This window comes from Pseudomonas sp. OVF7 (assembly GCF_030644265.1).
Classification (GTDB): domain Bacteria; phylum Pseudomonadota; class Gammaproteobacteria; order Pseudomonadales; family Pseudomonadaceae; genus Aquipseudomonas; species Aquipseudomonas gorinensis.
This window is the reverse complement of the sequence record NZ_CP128996.1, coordinates 6,787,319-6,803,617: the sequence shown is the minus strand read 5'-3', so window position 1 is coordinate 6,803,617 and position 16,299 is coordinate 6,787,319. Positions and strand designations below refer to the sequence as shown.

Annotated in this window: 10 protein-coding genes; 3 read left to right on the top strand and 7 right to left on the bottom strand. The window is 60.7% G+C overall.

Annotation, left to right across the window (positions count from 1 at the left end):
• Window positions 1–60: 60 nt before the first annotated feature.
• Both glyA and QU606_RS30950 read right to left on the bottom strand, forming a co-directional pair.
• Window positions 61–1,314, bottom strand: coding sequence for a serine hydroxymethyltransferase (gene glyA / locus QU606_RS30955; protein WP_024077497.1), 1,254 nt, complete (start codon window positions 1,312–1,314; stop codon window positions 61–63).
• Between the two features lie 223 nt (window positions 1,315–1,537).
• The gene (locus QU606_RS30950) at window positions 1,538–5,389 is read right to left on the bottom strand and encodes a bifunctional diguanylate cyclase/phosphodiesterase (protein ID WP_304997966.1); all 3,852 of its coding nucleotides are present in this window, start codon (window positions 5,387–5,389) and stop codon (window positions 1,538–1,540) included.
• A gap of 285 nt (window positions 5,390–5,674) precedes the next feature.
• Here QU606_RS30950 and ettA point away from each other — a divergent pair, with 285 nt between their 5' ends.
• Window positions 5,675–7,339, top strand: a complete 1,665-nt coding sequence (gene ettA, locus QU606_RS30945; protein ID WP_024077495.1) for an energy-dependent translational throttle protein EttA — start codon at window positions 5,675–5,677, stop codon at window positions 7,337–7,339.
• A 460-nt stretch (window positions 7,340–7,799) separates the two neighbouring features.
• Window positions 7,800–9,137 carry an NADP-specific glutamate dehydrogenase gene (gene gdhA / locus QU606_RS30940; protein ID WP_024077494.1) on the top strand — a complete coding sequence of 446 codons (1,338 nt, stop codon included), beginning with the start codon at window positions 7,800–7,802 and terminating at the stop codon, window positions 9,135–9,137.
• Here gdhA and QU606_RS30935 read toward each other — a convergent pair.
• The 5 genes from QU606_RS30935 to QU606_RS30915 form a co-directional block, all read right to left on the bottom strand.
• Entirely contained in the window at window positions 9,134–9,631 is a 498-nt protein-coding gene (locus QU606_RS30935) for a GreA/GreB family elongation factor (RefSeq protein WP_024077493.1), read from the bottom strand. The two genes, gdhA and QU606_RS30935, sit on opposite strands and share 4 nt — an antisense overlap.
• Window positions 9,632–9,701: 70 nt before the next feature.
• Window positions 9,702–10,058 (bottom strand): hypothetical protein, encoded by a 357-nt coding sequence (locus tag QU606_RS30930; RefSeq protein WP_024077492.1) that lies wholly within the window; start codon window positions 10,056–10,058, stop codon window positions 9,702–9,704.
• Window positions 10,059–10,419: 361 nt separating this feature from the next.
• Window positions 10,420–10,731, bottom strand: coding sequence for a chorismate mutase (locus tag QU606_RS30925; RefSeq protein ID WP_024077491.1), 312 nt, complete (start codon window positions 10,729–10,731; stop codon window positions 10,420–10,422).
• A 91-nt stretch (window positions 10,732–10,822) separates the two neighbouring features.
• Window positions 10,823–12,676, bottom strand: coding sequence for a DUF4105 domain-containing protein (locus tag QU606_RS30920; protein WP_304997964.1), 1,854 nt, complete (start codon window positions 12,674–12,676; stop codon window positions 10,823–10,825).
• A gap of 91 nt (window positions 12,677–12,767) precedes the next feature.
• Window positions 12,768–13,256 carry a DUF3015 domain-containing protein gene (locus tag QU606_RS30915; RefSeq protein ID WP_016973832.1) on the bottom strand — a complete coding sequence of 163 codons (489 nt, stop codon included), beginning with the start codon at window positions 13,254–13,256 and terminating at the stop codon, window positions 12,768–12,770.
• A gap of 268 nt (window positions 13,257–13,524) precedes the next feature.
• Between QU606_RS30915 and QU606_RS30910 the strand changes: the two genes are divergently transcribed.
• On the top strand, window positions 13,525–15,963 hold the full coding sequence (locus QU606_RS30910) for a Lon protease family protein (RefSeq protein ID WP_024077489.1): 2,439 nt from the start codon (window positions 13,525–13,527) through the stop codon (window positions 15,961–15,963).
• The last annotated feature ends 336 nt before the right edge of the window (window positions 15,964–16,299 follow it).

The following is a 16,299-nucleotide window of genomic DNA, read 5'->3' as shown; positions in this document are numbered from 1 at the left end:
TTGACGTTTTTCGCGAGCAAGCTCGCTCCTACAGCGGGCTTCTCAGTCAAGCAACTGCAATCAAGCGCCGTACACCGGCAGCTTCTTGCAGATGGCCTTGACCTTCTCACGAACCGCGTCGATCACGGCTTCGTTGTTCAGGTCTGCCAGGATGTCGCAGATCCAGCCCGCCAGTTCCTTGCACTCTGCTTCCTTGAAGCCACGAGTGGTCACAGCCGGGGTGCCGAAGCGCAGGCCGGAGGTGACGAACGGCGAACGTGGATCGTTCGGCACGGAGTTCTTGTTCACGGTGATGAAGGCTTTGCCCAGGGCAGCGTCAGCATCCTTACCGGAAATGTCCTGCTTGATCAGCGACAGCAGGAACAGGTGGTTTTCCGTACCGCCGGATACCACGTCAAAACCGCGTGCGATAAACACGTCGGCCATGGCCTTGGCGTTTTTCACCACTTGTTGCTGGTAGACCTTGAACTCAGGTTGCAGCGCTTCCTTGAAGCAGATGGCCTTGGCGGCGATCACGTGCTCCAGCGGGCCACCCTGGGCGCCTGGGAATACGGCGGAGTTCAGCTTCTTCTCGATCTCGGCGTTGGCGCGTGCCAGGATCAGGCCGCCACGTGGACCGCGCAGGGTCTTGTGGGTGGTGGTGGTGACCACGTCAGCAAAGGGTACCGGGTTCGGGTAGACGCCCGCGGCGACCAGACCGGCCACGTGGGCCATGTCGACGAACAGGTACGCGCCGACTTTGTCAGCGATGGCGCGGAAGCGTGGGAAGTCGAGGATCTGCGAGTAAGCAGAGAAACCGGCGACGATCATTTTTGGCTTGTGCTCGATCGCCAGGCGCTCGACTTCGTCGTAGTCGATCAGGCCGTTGGCATCGATACCGTATTGAACGGCGTTGTACAGCTTGCCGGAGGAGGAAACGCTGGCGCCGTGGGTCAGGTGACCGCCGTGGGCCAGGCTCATGCCCAGGATAGTGTCGCCGCCTTGCAGCAGGGCCAGGTACACGGCGCTGTTGGCTTGGGAGCCGGCGTGTGGCTGGACGTTGGCGTAATCGGCGCCGAACAGTTCTTTGGCACGGTCGATGGCCAGTTGCTCAACCACGTCGACGTACTCGCAGCCACCGTAGTAGCGCTTGCCTGGGTAGCCTTCGGCGTACTTGTTGGTCAGAACCGAACCTTGAGCCTCCATCACCGCAGGGCTGGTGTAGTTTTCCGAAGCGATCAGCTCAATGTGCTCTTCCTGGCGCACGGCTTCTTGCTCCATGGCGGCGAAGAGATCGGCGTCGTACTTGGCAATAGTCAAATCACGGCTGAACATGGCGGTCCTCAAGGATCGGGGGCAGAAAAGGAGGGCATTCTAACCCAATGGGTTTTAGATGGCATATGAAAGGACATCATGTCGCGGACAAGTGGGATTCACTTAGGGATGAGCGGTGTCATTGCCGGCCTCATCGGGGTGTAGAACCCTCCCACATCTGGAGCGCATTTCCCTGTGGGAGGGGGCTTGCCCCCGATGAGGCCAGTGGCTTCACCACAAAATTTCAGTCGAACATGAACAGCGCGTCGTTGCTGAACTGTGCCTCGAACCGATTCGCCGGCATCGGCCGCCCGAACAGATAACCCTGCACCTCGTCGCAACCGTGCTCGCGCAGGAAGTCCAGCTGCTCATGGGTTTCCACGCCCTCGGCGATTACCGCCAGGTTGAGGCTGTGGGCCATGGCGATGATTGCCCGGGCGATTTGCGCATCCTGCTCGCCGGACGGCAGGCCGTCGACGAAGGTGCGGTCGATTTTCAGCACATCGATGGGGAATTGCTTGAGGTAGTTCAGTGACGAATAACCGGTGCCGAAGTCGTCCACCGCAATGCTCAGCCCCAGGTTTTTCAGACTGTCGAGGATGTGCATGGCTTCGTTGACTTCGCGCATCAGGATACTTTCGGTCAGCTCCAGCTCCAGGCACGCCGGCGGCAGGCCGGTGTCCTTGAGGATGGTGGCGATGCGCGTGCCCAGTTGGCCGTCGGAGAACTGTCGCGCGGAGATGTTCACCGAGACTTTCGGCACGCGCACCTTGTTCTGGTGCCAGGTCTTGAGCTGGCGACAGGCTTCGCTGATCACCCAGTCCCCCACGTCCACTACCAGGCCCAACTCTTCGAGCACCGGAATGAAGTCCCCTGGCGGCACCAGGCCACGGCGCGGGTGGCGCCAACGCAGCAGGGCTTCGGCCCCGGTCAGGCGTTTGCCGTCGCCGCTGAACTGCGGCTGGTAATAGAGCACGAATTCGTTTTGGTCCAGGGCGTGGCGCAGGTCGCTTTCCAGCTCCAGGCGTTCCAGGGCGCTGGCGTTCATGTCGGCCTGGTAGAACTGGAAGTTGTTCTTGCCACGTTCCTTGGCGTGATACATCGCGGTGTCGGCGTTTTTCATCAGCTGGCTCAGCTCGTTGCCGTCCTGGGGGCTGAGGGCGATGCCGATGCTGGCGGTCACAAAGAACTCGCGACCCTCCAGCACAAATGGCTTCACCAGGCTGGCGAGGATCTGTTCGGCGACATGGATGGCGCGGTTCAGCGCCATTTCACGGCTGACCCGAGGTTGCAGGAGCAAGGTGAACTCGTCGCCGCCCATGCGCGCCACAGTGTCGTCTTCGGCGACGCAGCCAAGCAGGCGGGTGGCCATTTCCTTGAGCATGCGGTCGCCAGCGGCATGGCCCAGGGAGTCGTTGATCGGCTTGAAACGGTCGAGGTCGAGGAACATCAGCACCACCCACGACTTTTGCCGTTCCGCCGACTGCAGCGCGGTGTGCAGGCGGTCCTGGAACAGGGTGCGGTTGGGCAGGTGGGTCAGGGCGTCGTAGTACGCCAGGCGGTGGATGCGTTGTTCGCTGGCCTTGCGCTCGCTGATATCGCTGAAGAAGCACACATAGCTGGCCAGGTCGCCTTCATCGTCGAACACGGCGGTAATGCCCACCCAGGCCGGGTAATGCTCGCCGTTGCGGCGCTTGAGCCACACCTCGCCTTCCCAGGTGCTGTGCTGGTGCAGTTGCTTGAGCACGTAGCGCAGGTGCGCTTCCTGTTGTTCGTCGACGGTGAGCATGTTCGGCAGTTGATCGAGCACATCCGCCACCTCATAACCGCTGACTCGGCTGAATGCCTCGTTGGCTTGCACGATGTAGCCTGCCGGATCGGTGATCAGGATCGCCGACGTGGAGTGCTCGAAGACCGTGGCCGCCATGCGCAGGTCTTTCTCGGCGCGGCGTTGCTGGCTGATATCACGGCCCACGCCGAGGATGCCCTCGAACGCACCGTGGTCGTCCCACACCAGCACCAGGCGCAGTTCGATGGGCACTTTGCGCCCATCGGCGCGCAGGCAGTCGAACAGGAACAGTTGGGTCTGCACGTCGTCACGCAAGCGGGTCAGGGCCTCGGCGTCGCCCAAGGCACGGCTGACCTGTTCGACCAGGCTATAGATGCCGGCCAGTTGCTGCGGGTTGGCGATGATCGACTGCCAGCCGTTCTTGAACACCCAGTCCACGTCATAGCCCAGTACGGCATTGACCGAGGGGCTGATGTAGTTGAGCGCCAATTGGCTGTCGGTGGAGCAGATCACGTCGCTGATGCTTTCAGCCAGCATGCGGTAGCGCTGTTCGCTGTCACGCAGGGATTCGCTGGCTTCGATCTGGTCGGTGATGTCCTTGGCCACGCCGATGATGCGCGTGACTTGTGCGGATTTGTCACGCGCCAAGGCTTGTTCACGTATATCGAAACGCCGCCATTGGTTATTGCGGTGACGGAAGCGCAGTTGGCATTGCAACTGCGTTGAATAGCCGGCCTGGCGCTGCTGTTGGCGCAAGTCATGGTAATGCTCGGCATCTTCGGGGTTCAGCAGGATTTCCCAGAAGTACTCACCCATTTGCTGCAGTTCGGCTTTGTTGTAGCCGAGGGTGTGGCCCAAGTGGTGGTTGCTGAAAATCATGCGCTGGCTGATCACATCCTGCACATACAGGTGATCCGGCACGGTGCGCACCACGTCCGACCAGAAGCTTTCACGCTCCACCAACGACAATTCGATCAGCTTTCGGCTGGTGATATCACTGATGCTGAGGATCACCGCCTTGAAGTCGTCCTGCTGCTCCGGCAAGCGCATCACCAGCCACAGGTATTGCTCATTGCCTGCGACATCACTGAGCTGGATCTCCAGCTCCAGCTGGTTTTGCTGGGTCAGGACCGCTTCGAGCACCTGGTAACCGATGGACGTGGCGTTACGCGGGCAATCGTCAATCAGGCGTTCCCAGGCTTGCTCGCACGAGGTCACGTTCAGCAGGCGCACGGCGACCTGGTTGACCTCGGTGATACGCAGCTCCTTGAGCAGTTGCCGGCGCTCCTCGGGATGGTCGCGCAGCCAGGCGTGCAACTGCTCGCGGGTGTGCACGCTGGCCTTGTCGAAAAACGTGTAGAGGCCCGACAAGTCGAGCACGCACAGGGCCACGCCGGTGCCTTCGAAAATATCCTGGTAGCGCCGCCGGCCCTCATGCACCTGGCGCTGACGACGACGCATGTTCAGCAGCACGATCACCGGCACCAGCGAGAAGGCCAGGCCCAGCAGGCACTTGCCGATAAACGCTGGCAGCAGTTGTTCCAGCACCGCGTTGCGGTCGAACAGGCCACGCAATTGCCAGTCGCTTTTGCTCAGGGGCGTGACCAGCACGCTTTTATTCAACTCATCCGGCGTCAGGGCGCTGGCCCATTGTGTCGGCATGCCGCTGTCGCGACCGACCACGCGGTGGTTCAGGCGGTTCTCGATGACCCACATGGGGCGCTGGCCTTGGCCGTCCTGGCGGGTCAGGTTGACCAGGTAGCTGGGGTCCAGGCGCAGGACCCAGTACATCCTCGAGCCGCCGCTGGGCTGATGCAGCAACAGATAGATGAGGGTGCCGTCGTTGTTGTTGCTCAAATAGTAGGACTGGGCGTGGCTGCGTTGCACCAGTTCCTCCAGCCAGGCGCTGTCCTGGCTATCCGTGGCACTGTCGCTGATCAGTGCACCGCTGGGGGCGAGGAGGGCGATGCTGCGCAATTCCGGCAACGAGCGCTGCAAGGTGCGCATCAGCACCTGTTGCTGTTCGCTGTCACGCGGCGGCTCGACCATCGGCAGCAGGTTCAAGGCGATCTTTGCGCTCAGGGCCATGTTCAGGCTGATCTGTTCAGCCAGGTCGGCACTGTAGTCGATGGTGTATTGCTGCTGGTTTTTCTGGTTTTGCTGCAGTTGGTCGAGCAGTTGCCAGAACAATAGCGCAAGCAGCATGAGGACGAGCGTCGCCAAAGCGCCTTTGAGGGTGCCGTGCAGGGGCGCTCCCGGCGCTATATGAGCGGCGCGCAGAGGAGTGGGCGGCGTGACTTTGGACAAGCTGTGATCCTGCGGTTTGGCTGGACTGGCGCGCGACGTGCACTATAAGCCGGACGCCCGGAGGGCGGCTAGCATGCCTTGAGTTGTGGCAAAGTGCCAGCCCCGCCTGGCTGGACTGGCCAGGCGCATTCAGGTAGCTTTGCCGGTTACGCGGGGGCGTTCCAGCCCCAGATATTCAGGCTTTTTCCGCTCGCTGGCATTGATGATAGTCAACGGCCCGCGCGGCGCATGGCCTGGCACGGGCTTCGCCCGCTCAATTCATCAGTCACTGACGCTAGGTTCACCATGGCTCAATACGTCTTCACCATGCATCGGCTGGGCAAAGTTGTCCCTCCGAAGCGGGAAATCCTGAAAAATATTTCGCTGTCCTTTTTCCCCGGCGCCAAGATCGGCGTGCTCGGCCTCAACGGTTCGGGTAAGTCCACCCTGTTGAAAATCATGGCTGGCGTCGACACCGAGTTCGAGGGCGAAGCCCGCCCGATGCCCGACCTGAACATCGGCTACCTGCCGCAAGAGCCGATCCTGGACCCGACCAAGACCGTGCGTGAAGTGGTTGAAGAAGCCGTCAGCGTGATCAAGGACGCCCAGGCTCGCCTGGACGAGGTCTACGCCGCCTACGCCGAACCGGATGCCGACTTCGACAAGCTGGCTGCCGAACAGGCCAAGCTCGAAGCCATCCTGCAGGCCGGCGACGGTCACAATTTGGAGCGCCAGCTGGAAGTCGCCGCCGATGCGCTGCGCCTGCCGGCGTGGGACGCCAAGGTCGAGCACCTGTCCGGCGGTGAAAAACGTCGCGTGGCCCTATGCCGCCTGCTGCTGTCGGCCCCCGACATGCTGCTGCTCGACGAACCGACCAACCACTTGGACGCCGATTCTGTCGCCTGGCTGGAACACTTCCTCCATGACTTCCCCGGCACCGTGGTTGCGATCACGCACGACCGGTACTTCCTGGACAACGTGGCCGGCTGGATCCTCGAGCTCGACCGTGGCGCCGGTATCCCTTACGAGGGCAACTATTCCGGTTGGCTGGAAGCCAAGTCCGACCGTCTGGCCGCCGAATCCAAGCAGCAATCGGCCCACGAAAAAGCCATGAAGGAAGAACTGGAGTGGGTGCGCAAAGGCGCCAAGGCCCGCCAGTCCAAATCCAAGGCCCGTCTGCAACGCTTCGAAGAAATGCAGTCGCAGGAATTCCAGAAGCGCAGCGAAACCAACGAGATCTACATCCCGGCCGGCCCGCGCCTGGGTGACAAGGTCATCGAATTCAAGAACGTTTCCAAAGGCTATGGCGACCGCGTGCTGATCGACAACCTGTCGTTCTCCATGCCAAAAGGCGCGATCGTCGGCGTTATTGGTGGTAACGGTGCGGGTAAATCCACGCTGTTCCGCATGCTGATGGGCAAGGAAACTCCGGATTCGGGCACCATCGAAGTCGGCGAAACCGTGCAACTGGCGTGTGTCGACCAGAGCCGTGAAGACCTGGATGGCAGCAAGACGGTGTTCCAGCAAATCTCCGATGGTTCCGACCAGATCCGCATCGGCAACTATGAAATTCCGTCGCGTACCTATGTTGGCCGTTTCAACTTCAAGGGCGGCGACCAGCAGAAGTTCGTCAAGGACCTGTCCGGTGGTGAGCGCGGTCGCTTGCACCTGGCCCTGACCTTGAAAGAGGGCGGCAACGTGCTGCTGCTCGACGAACCGTCCAACGACCTCGACGTTGAAACCCTGCGTTCCCTGGAAGAAGCCCTGCTGGACTTCCCAGGCGCCGCCATTGTGATCTCTCACGATCGGTGGTTCCTTGACCGCGTCGCGACCCACATCCTGGCGTACGAAGACGACTCGCAAGCAGTGTTCTTCGAAGGCAACTACACCGAGTACGAAGCGGACCGTAAAAAGCGTTTGGGTGAAGCTGCTGCCCAGCCGCACCGTGTACGGCACAAAAAACTGGCCTGATCCGGCTGGTCTGAAAAAAGCGGAGCCCCTCGGGCTCCGCTTTTTTTTTGCGCGTTTTTCCTGACCCACACCGATCAAATGTGGCAGGGGCTTGCCCTGGTGCCAGTCAGTTAAGGCTTTTTTGTAGGAGCGAGGGGGACGCCTAGTTCTTGCTCGCGAAAAACGCACAGGCGCCGCGTTGATTCAGGAAGTACGCGTTATCGTTGACGTTTTTCGCGAGCAAGCTCGCTCCTACCGGCGTTAGGGCACGCCTCCACCCGATAGCTGTTTTCCTGTTGGTGCATAACCGGACTTTTAAATCCCTTTTTAAGTGCGAAAAATCCCCGTTTTCGCGGTTTATTTATATCTAATGCACCATTTAAATTCACAAAGGCGACATTTTGCCCTGTCGCGGTGCGACATGAATTGATAAAGTCCGGCTCAATCTCATTCAAAAACAATCAATTTGCCGAGACTTTTCATGATCGAATCCGTCGAATCCTTCCTTGCCCGCCTCAAAAAACGCGACCCTGACCAGCCGGAGTTCCACCAGGCGGTAGAAGAAGTCCTGCGCAGCCTGTGGCCGTTTCTCGAAGCCAATCCTCACTACCTGGCTTCGGGCATCCTGGAGCGCATCTGCGAGCCGGAGCGTGCGATTACCTTTCGGGTTTCGTGGGTGGATGATCACGGTAAGGTCCAGGTCAACCGCGGATTCCGCATCCAGATGAACAGCGCCATCGGCCCCTACAAGGGCGGCCTGCGCTTCCACCCGTCGGTAAACCTGGGCGTGCTGAAGTTCCTCGCCTTCGAGCAGACCTTCAAGAATTCCCTGACCTCGTTGCCCATGGGCGGCGGTAAAGGTGGCTCGGACTTCGACCCCAAGGGCAAGAGCGACGCTGAAGTCATGCGTTTCTGCCAGGCGTTCATGAGCGAGCTGTACCGCCATATCGGCGCGGACGTGGACGTTCCGGCTGGCGACATCGGTGTGGGCGCTCGCGAGATTGGTTTCCTGTTCGGCCAGTACAAACGCCTGAGCAACCAGTTCACCTCGGTGCTGACCGGCAAGGGCATGACCTACGGTGGCAGTCTTATTCGCCCTGAAGCCACCGGTTTTGGTTGTGTGTACTTTGCTGAAGAAATGCTCAAGCGCGACGGCCTGCGGGTTGAAGGCAAGCGTGTGGCGGTGTCTGGCTCTGGCAACGTGGCGCAATACGCGGCGCGCAAGGTCATGGACCTGGGCGGCAAGGTGATTTCCCTGTCTGACTCCGAAGGCACCCTGTACGCCGAAAGCGGTTTGACCGAGGAACAATGGTTGGCGCTGCTGGAAGTGAAAAACGTCCAGCGCGGTCGTATCAGTGAACTGGCCGAACGCTTTGGCCTGGAATTCCGCAAAGGCAAAACCCCTTGGGAACTGGCCTGCGATATCGCGTTGCCTTGTGCCACCCAGAACGAACTCGACGCCGAAGCGGCCCGCACCCTGCTGCGCAACGGCTGCATCTGCGTGGCCGAAGGCGCCAATATGCCGGCGACGTTGGAGGCTGTGGATATCTTTATCGAGGCGGGCATCCTGTTCGCCCCTGGCAAGGCGTCCAATGCCGGTGGCGTGGCGGTGAGTGGCCTGGAAATGTCGCAGAATGCCATGCGCCTGCTATGGACCGCTGGCGAAGTGGACAGCAAGCTGCACAACATCATGCAGTCGATCCACCACGCCTGCGTGCATTACGGTGAGGAGAACGGCCGAGTCAACTACGTGAAGGGTGCAAACATCGCGGGCTTCGTGAAAGTTGCCGACGCGATGCTGGCGCAGGGCATCGTCTAGGCTTCGGGCTCGATAAGCACTACTTCGATCAACTGGTCGCCGACGGGGCGCTGCCACAGTACCTCGTCGCCCACCTGGGCGCCGAGCAAGGCGCGGCCCAGGGGCGAACCCCAGTTGATCAAGCCAGCGTGGGCATCGGCCTGGTCTTCGCCCACCAGCTGGATGCGTTGTTGTTGGTCCTGTTCATTGGCGAAGGTGACCCAGCTGCCGATCTGCACCTTGTCGGTGGAGGTGGCCGGCGCAACCACTTGGGCGCTCTGCACCCGCTGGTTGAAATAACGCAAATCCCTCTCAAGGTCAGCCTGGCGCTGCTTGTCGGCCTGTTCGCCCTTGGCGGATTCGATGCTGTATGCCTGCTGCAACTGCGCGACCTTGGTCTGCAACTGCGCCAACCCTTGCGCGGTGAGGCGGTTGGGTTGCGCGCTGACCTGGCGTTCTACCGGCAGATCGGCCTGGGCGGCTGCGTTGTCTTCGTTTACAAAAGCTCGGCTCATGACGTTCTCCCTCTATGGAGCTTGGGCCATGGTCGCCGCGCTTTAGTTTCGATGGATATCTGAAAGCGACCTATTGCGAGCGATAAGCCCTGCCCGCGTCGCGGTCTTTCTCCTGCTGCCAGGCGCGCTCGCGGTCATCCCAGTGATTGTCCTTGTAGTCACGTAACTCTTCGTTTTCGCGCATGGCCTTGCACTGGCGGAAACCATCTTCCCAGCCTTCTGCATACAGACGGTCTTTCAAATAGCGCGGCACGTTCTTGCGAAATTCCCCGGTGATCACCCCGGCAGCCTGGCGACCGCTGCTGCAACCGTCATCAAAACCATCGGCAAAGGCCGGTGGATACCCCTTGGCCAGCAACTCCTGATGGGTTGATTGGCAACCCGACATCACCACCACTGCACACAGCATCACTGCATACCGCCACATCGCTTGCTCCCTGGCCGTTTCACGGCTGATACGGGAAGTCTAGATAGGGATTTGTCGGGGCGGTGTGAAAGGGCGGTGAGAAATGTGTTGGCGGTAGGGGATGACGTCACCCAAGCGATGGCAACGAGAAGCGCTGCCCGTGCGGCAAGCCCTAATGCCTGTCAGTTAAGAGATAGAACGAGCAAACACCAAGTAACCTGTGGCGAGCGGGCTTGCCCCGCGTTGGGCTGCGCAGCAGCCCCAAAACCTGGCGATTTAATATGCCTGGATAAACGCGGTGGCCTTATTGGGGCTGCTGCGCAGCCCAACGCGGGGCAAGCCCGCTCGCCACAGTTTCAGTGCTCCGCCTTAACTGACTGGATTAGCTGTGCGGCTCTGCCGCTTTTGTCAGGACCGCATGTTCCGCCAATTCCTGCTGTATAAACGCCGCGATCATCGCGCGATAGACCTGTTCGGTCACCTCGGGATTGGCGTCCACGGTCTGCGCCAGGTCCCGCACCTTGGCGATCACCTGTTCCACCCGCTGCGGGGCCTTGACGCCATCGGTGTCTTTTTTGAAGCGTGCGGCCTGGGAGACGTAGCGGCCGCGCTCGGCCAGCAGGGTGACGATTTGCTGGTCGAGGCGGTCGATGTTATCGCGGACTTGTTCAAGGGTGGTGCAGGTAACGGCCATGTTGAGTGAACTCCTGATTGTGCGGGCCATGCTAACAAAAAAATCTGGGGGCCAATCCCCTGCCACATTTTTGAGCATCGCCAGGCTTTAATCAGTAGTGATACCACTTCACCTCAAGCATCACTTCATTCACCGGCGTCGATAAGTGGCTGTACTCACGCTGGGCACTCAGGCGCAGGCCGAGGTTGCGTGACAGTTCCCACTGTTGGTTCAAGCTGAGGCTGCGGCGCACTTCGCCATTGGTGAAGAAATCACCCTTGGCTTCCAGGCTCAGGTTGCCCAGCGGGTTTTTCCACAGCACGCCAGTATTGAAGCCGGCAGCGGGGGAGATGGCTTCGCTGAAGTCGTTGTTGTGTTCCACGCGCACGGTGCCAAGGGCAAAGCCGAGCATGTCATCGCTCAGTTGCCAGGTGCCACCGGCGCCACCGTTGACGTGGGCCACGAGGGTTTCGTCGTCGTGTTTGCCCGGTACGCGCTCCAGGCCGCCGGTGACTTGCCATGACCACGGTTGCAGCAACGCGTTGCGAGGCGTCAGCGAGCGGATGGTGGCCAGGTCCAGTTGCTGCAGTTGCCAGTGGTTGCCTTCGTACTGGCGCAGTTTTATTTGCAGGATTTCAATCTGCGCGCCGAGAGGGAAACCTTCTGCGTTGTCGTTGAGGTCGTGGTAGGCCATGCGCAGGCCGTATTCGCCGAAGGTCTTGTCACCCCGGGTACCGATGCCGGCCTGCCAGGTGCGCGACTCATGGCCGTTCTCGGGCAGGCCGGGGCGCTCGACCTTCAGGTCGGGCGCGGGGTTCTGGTTGATCGCGCGCAGCAATTCGAAGCTGCGCTGGGAGCGTTCGGTGTCGCGCTCCAGGCCGTTGGCGCGGTAGCGGCCAAGGCGGTAGGCGGCGTCGATGATCAGGGCCTGGCGTTCGCGGGGCAGGGCTTTGAACGCAGGCTCCTGCAATTGCTTCTGGTCATCGCTGACTTTCAGTACCCATTGCTGTTCATCGCTGTCCAGCGGCTTGGCGCGTTCGAGCAGCTCGCGCTCACGGGACGGCCGGTAGTCGATTTTCTCGACCAGCCCGGCCTCTTTCACCGCCTTGACCGTGTCGGTCGGGATCGCGGTGAGCGGGAACTGTTCAGTCAGGCGCAGGCCGGGTCGGGCCACTTGCAGCAGTTCGAGCAGGCGATAAGAGCAGTTTTCGTCGAAGAAGAAGTAGTCGAACTGGATCTGCTTGAGTTCCCACACGTGTTCGACCATGCGCTTGGTCTCGACTTCAGTGAGGTTCAGGCGGTACTCCCACAGGTCACGGTTTTCCAGGCTGCGGTATTCGGAGAGTTTTTCCTGGTAGGGCACCAGTGCGAACAGGCCTGGGTAGCCGCCCATCAGGCCCTTCCAGGCATAGAGGATGCTGTTGTCCGAGCCTTCGATATAGGCGCCGAAGTTGATCGCGTAGCTGAGCAGGGCGGTGTTGTTGCTTTGTACATCCGCCTGGTCGATGCGCAGCAAGGTGTGGCCGAACATGGAGGACGGGCTGTTGAGGTAGGCCGCCGGGAAGATCATCACCGCGCTGTGGGGGGCGACATCCTTGAACCATTGCTTGAATTCGGTGCAGTCCAGCGCGGGCAGGTCGGTCAGTTGCAACTGATCCTTGAGCCAGCGGGTACGTGCGGGGTAAACGCATTGGGCGTGTTTTTCACCCAGGCTGGCCGGAGCGTACAGCGCTTCAACGGTGGCCTTGAGTTCGGCGTCCGGGTGGTGGGCGCCGTCGGATGCGAGGAAGAATTTCTTGTCGCTGACATAGCTGCGCCAGCCGCTGATCTTGCCGGCTTCGTAATGGCCCAGGGACAACCAGAACGGATCATTGGCCAGTTGCTGCAAACGTTGGTCATCAATGTGCGGGGCCGCGTACAGCGGGGCGCAGGCGAAGAGTGCCATCCAGGCAAAGCGTTTGAGCATAGGGGCAACTTAAGTCGGGAAAAGTAAGACCCAAGGGGGGGGCGGGTCCAAAATTAAAACCCGCGCCTTGGAGGGCGCGGGCAGGTCGAGCTTAAGCCTGGGTAGCGTATTTCGCCAGACGGGCATCACTTTTCAGTACAGCCAGGGTGTTGTTGTGCACGTCGTCAGCGGTGACGTCAGCCTTGCTGAAGATTTGCTGGAAGTGCTCGTGGGTCACGGCCGCGAAGTGTTCGCGATCTTCTGGGGCAACGCCCAGTACCACGGCGTAGGTGGTCAGTGCTTCACCATTGCCCTTGGCCATGTCTTCGGACAGCTCGTTCATCATGCCATTCATGGCAATCCAGGACTTGCCGCCGTAGGTCAGGGCGCTGTTGGTGCTGCAACCGTTGGTGCCCGAGGTCATGCCGAAGGTGGCGTTACCCGAAGTACCGTTGGTGGTGGACGCCAGGAAGTGCGCTGGAGTACCGCGCTGGCCTTCAAACAGCATGTTGCCCCAACCGCAGTTCGGGCCGCCTGGTGCTTCAGCCATTGCATTGAGGGAGACGACGGTGAAGAGAGTACCGAGAAGGATCCGTTTCATAGCTTTTTTCTCTTTGTGTGCAAACCAATGGACAAGGGTTCAGGCACTTCATAGCGCCTTAGGGGCCAGTTATTAGTCCGGCCCGCGCAGTTTGGAGTTTAGGCAGGTTCCAGGGGTTCCGTGATTTTTTATAAAACAATCAGAGTTGTCGCGTTTTTTTTGTAGGACGCATGCCGTGTCCAGGCTTTCACAAAAAGCGCGCCTTGCCAGAGCGCGCAACCGGGAGCCAGAATGCCGTCATCTGCCCCGCCTGATGTAAGGAAGCCCGATGCCTGATCCTGTTGCTGCCAGCCTGCGTCTAGCGCCCGAAGCGCTGACTCGCCCTTTCTCCGCTGAACAGTTCAGCTTCTCGACCACCAATGACTTGGAGCCCTTTCGCGGTGTGCTTGGCCAGGAACGTGCGGTTGAAGCCTTGCAATTTGGCGTGGCCATGCCACGCCCCGGTTACAACGTGTTTGTCATGGGCGAGCCGGGCACCGGCCGCTTTTCGTTCGTCAAACGCTACCTGAAGGCCGAAGGCAAACGCCTGCAGACCCCGGCAGACTGGGTCTACGTGAACAACTTCGATGAGCCCCGCGAACCGCGTGCGCTGGAACTGCCTGCGGGCGGCGCGGCGGCGTTCATCAGCGATATCAACGGCTTGATCGACAACCTGGTGGCGACCTTCCCGGCGGTCTTTGAGCACCCGACGTACCAGCAGCGCAAAAGCGCGATCGACCGTGCCTTCAACCAGCGCTACGACAAGGCCCTGGACGTGATTGAACGCCTGGCCCTGGAAAAAGACGTGGCGCTGTACCGCGACAGCTCCAACATCGCCTTCACCCCTATGCTCGACGGCAAGGCGCTGGACGAGGCCGAGTTCTCGCAGCTGCCGGAAGTCGATCGCGAGCGTTTCCACACCGATATTTCCGAACTGGAAGAACGCCTCAACGAAGAGTTGGCCAGCCTGCCGCAATGGAAGCGCGAGTCCAACAACCAACTGCGCCAGTTCAACGAAGAAACCATCACCCTGGCCCTCCAGCCGTTGCTGTCGCCGTTGTCGGAAAAGTACGCGGAGAACGCCGCTGTGTGCGGCTACCTGCAAGCCATGCAGGTGTACTTGTTGAAGACCGTGGTCGAGCAATTGGTGGACGACGCCAAGACCGACGCCCAGGCCCGCAAGCTGCTCGAAGAGCAGTACTGCCCGAGCCTGGTGGTGGGGCATCCGGTCAATGGCGGCGCGCCGGTGGTGTTCGAACCGCACCCGACCTACGACAACCTGTTCGGCCGTATCGAATACAGCACCGACCAGGGCGCGCTCTACACCACCTATCGCCAGTTGCGCCCGGGTGCCTTGCATCGGGCCAACGGCGGGTTCCTGATCCTGGAAGCCGAGAAAATGCTCAGCGAGCCGTTTGTGTGGGACGCCCTCAAGCGTTCCCTGCAGTCGCGCAAGTTGAAGATGGAGTCGCCCCTGGGTGAGCTGGGCCGCCTGGCGACCGTGACCCTTAACCCGCAGATGATCCCGTTGCAGGTCAAGGTGATCATCATCGGTTCACGCCAGCTGTACTACGCGTTGCAGGACGCCGATCCGGACTTCCAGGAGATGTTCCGCGTCCTGGTGGATTTCGACGAAGACATCCCGATGGTCGACGAAAGCCTGGAGCAGTTCGCCCAGTTGCTCAAAACCCGTACTTCGGAAGAAGGCATGGCGCCTTTGACGTCGGACGCGGTGGCGCGGCTGGCTACCTACAGTGCTCGGCTGGCGGAGCATCAGGGGCGCTTGTCGGCGCGCATTGGTGACTTGTTCCAGCTGGTGAGCGAGGCGGATTTCATTCGTCACCTGGCGGGTGACGAGATGACTGATGCCGGCCATATCGAACGCGCGCTGAAGGCCAAGGCCACGCGCACCGGGCGGGTGTCGGCGCGGATTCTCGACGACATGCTCGCCGGGGTGATCCTGATCGACACCGCCGGCGCGGCCGTCGGCAAGTGCAACGGGTTGACGGTGCTGGAGGTCGGTGATTCGGCGTTTGGCGTGCCGGCGCGGATTTCCGCCACGGTCTACCCAGGCGGCAGCGGCATTGTCGACATCGAGCGTGAAGTTAACCTCGGCCAGCCGATTCACTCCAAGGGCGTGATGATCCTGACCGGGTACCTGGGCAGCCGTTATGCGCAGGAATTCCCGCTGGCGATTTCCGCGAGTATCGCGCTGGAGCAGTCCTACGGTTACGTGGACGGCGACAGTGCGTCCCTGGGCGAGGCGTGCACCTTGATCTCGGCGCTGTCGAAGACGCCGCTCAAACAGTGCTTTGCCATCACCGGCTCGATCAACCAGTTTGGTGAAGTGCAGGCGGTGGGCGGTGTCAACGAGAAGATCGAAGGTTTCTTCCGCCTGTGTGAGGCACGCGGTTTGACCGGCGAGCAAGGGGCGATCATTCCCCAGGCCAACGTCGCCACGCTGATGCTCGATGAGAAGGTGTTGCAGGCCGTGCGTGCCGGGCAATTCCACATCTACGCGGTGCGTCAGGCGGATGAGGCCTTGAGCCTGCTGGTGGGCGAGCCGGCCGGTGAGCCGGACGCTGAAGGGCAATTCCCCGAGGGCTCGGTGAATGCGCGGGTGGTCGAGCGTTTGCGTGCGATTGCCGAGATGATCAGCGAGGAGGACTTGAAGGAGGCTGAGAAAGAGCTGGCGCAGCATGCACTGGCGGAAGCCAAGCCGACTTAATGGGCTGTTGTGGCGAGCGGGCTTGCCCCGCGTTGGGCTGCGCAGCAGCCCCAAAACCAAACGACGCAACCTGACTGGCACACCGCGGCGGTCTTACTGGGGCTGCTGCGCAGCCCAACGCGGGGCAAGCCCTAATGCCATTCAGTTAAGCGTACATCGCCTTCTGTAGGAGCGAGCTTGCTCGCGAAAAACGTCAACGATAACGCGTGTTTCCTGAATGAACGCGGCGCCTGTAAGTTCTTCGCGAGCAAGCTCGCTCCTACAAAAAAGCCTTAACTGAACGGCATTAGGGCAAGCCCGCTCGCCACAAAAAGCCTCCACAAAAAACCGCCGCAA

What these genes read in the sequence shown, in the direction of transcription:
- ettA (WP_024077495.1), top strand. Translation starts at nt 5,675, where the DNA reads ATGGCTCAATACGTCTTCACCATGCATCGGCTGGGCAAAGTTGTCCCT.
- QU606_RS30915 (WP_016973832.1), bottom strand. Translation starts at nt 13,256, where the DNA reads ATGAAACGGATCCTTCTCGGTACTCTCTTCACCGTCGTCTCCCTCAAT.
- QU606_RS30910 (WP_024077489.1), top strand. Translation starts at nt 13,525, where the DNA reads ATGCCTGATCCTGTTGCTGCCAGCCTGCGTCTAGCGCCCGAAGCGCTG.
- QU606_RS30920 (WP_304997964.1), bottom strand. Translation starts at nt 12,676, where the DNA reads ATGCTCAAACGCTTTGCCTGGATGGCACTCTTCGCCTGCGCCCCGCTG.
- QU606_RS30925 (WP_024077491.1), bottom strand. Translation starts at nt 10,731, where the DNA reads ATGGCCGTTACCTGCACCACCCTTGAACAAGTCCGCGATAACATCGAC.
- gdhA (WP_024077494.1), top strand. Translation starts at nt 7,800, where the DNA reads ATGATCGAATCCGTCGAATCCTTCCTTGCCCGCCTCAAAAAACGCGAC.
- glyA (WP_024077497.1), bottom strand. Translation starts at nt 1,314, where the DNA reads ATGTTCAGCCGTGATTTGACTATTGCCAAGTACGACGCCGATCTCTTC.
- QU606_RS30935 (WP_024077493.1), bottom strand. Translation starts at nt 9,631, where the DNA reads ATGAGCCGAGCTTTTGTAAACGAAGACAACGCAGCCGCCCAGGCCGAT.
- QU606_RS30930 (WP_024077492.1), bottom strand. Translation starts at nt 10,058, where the DNA reads ATGTGGCGGTATGCAGTGATGCTGTGTGCAGTGGTGGTGATGTCGGGT.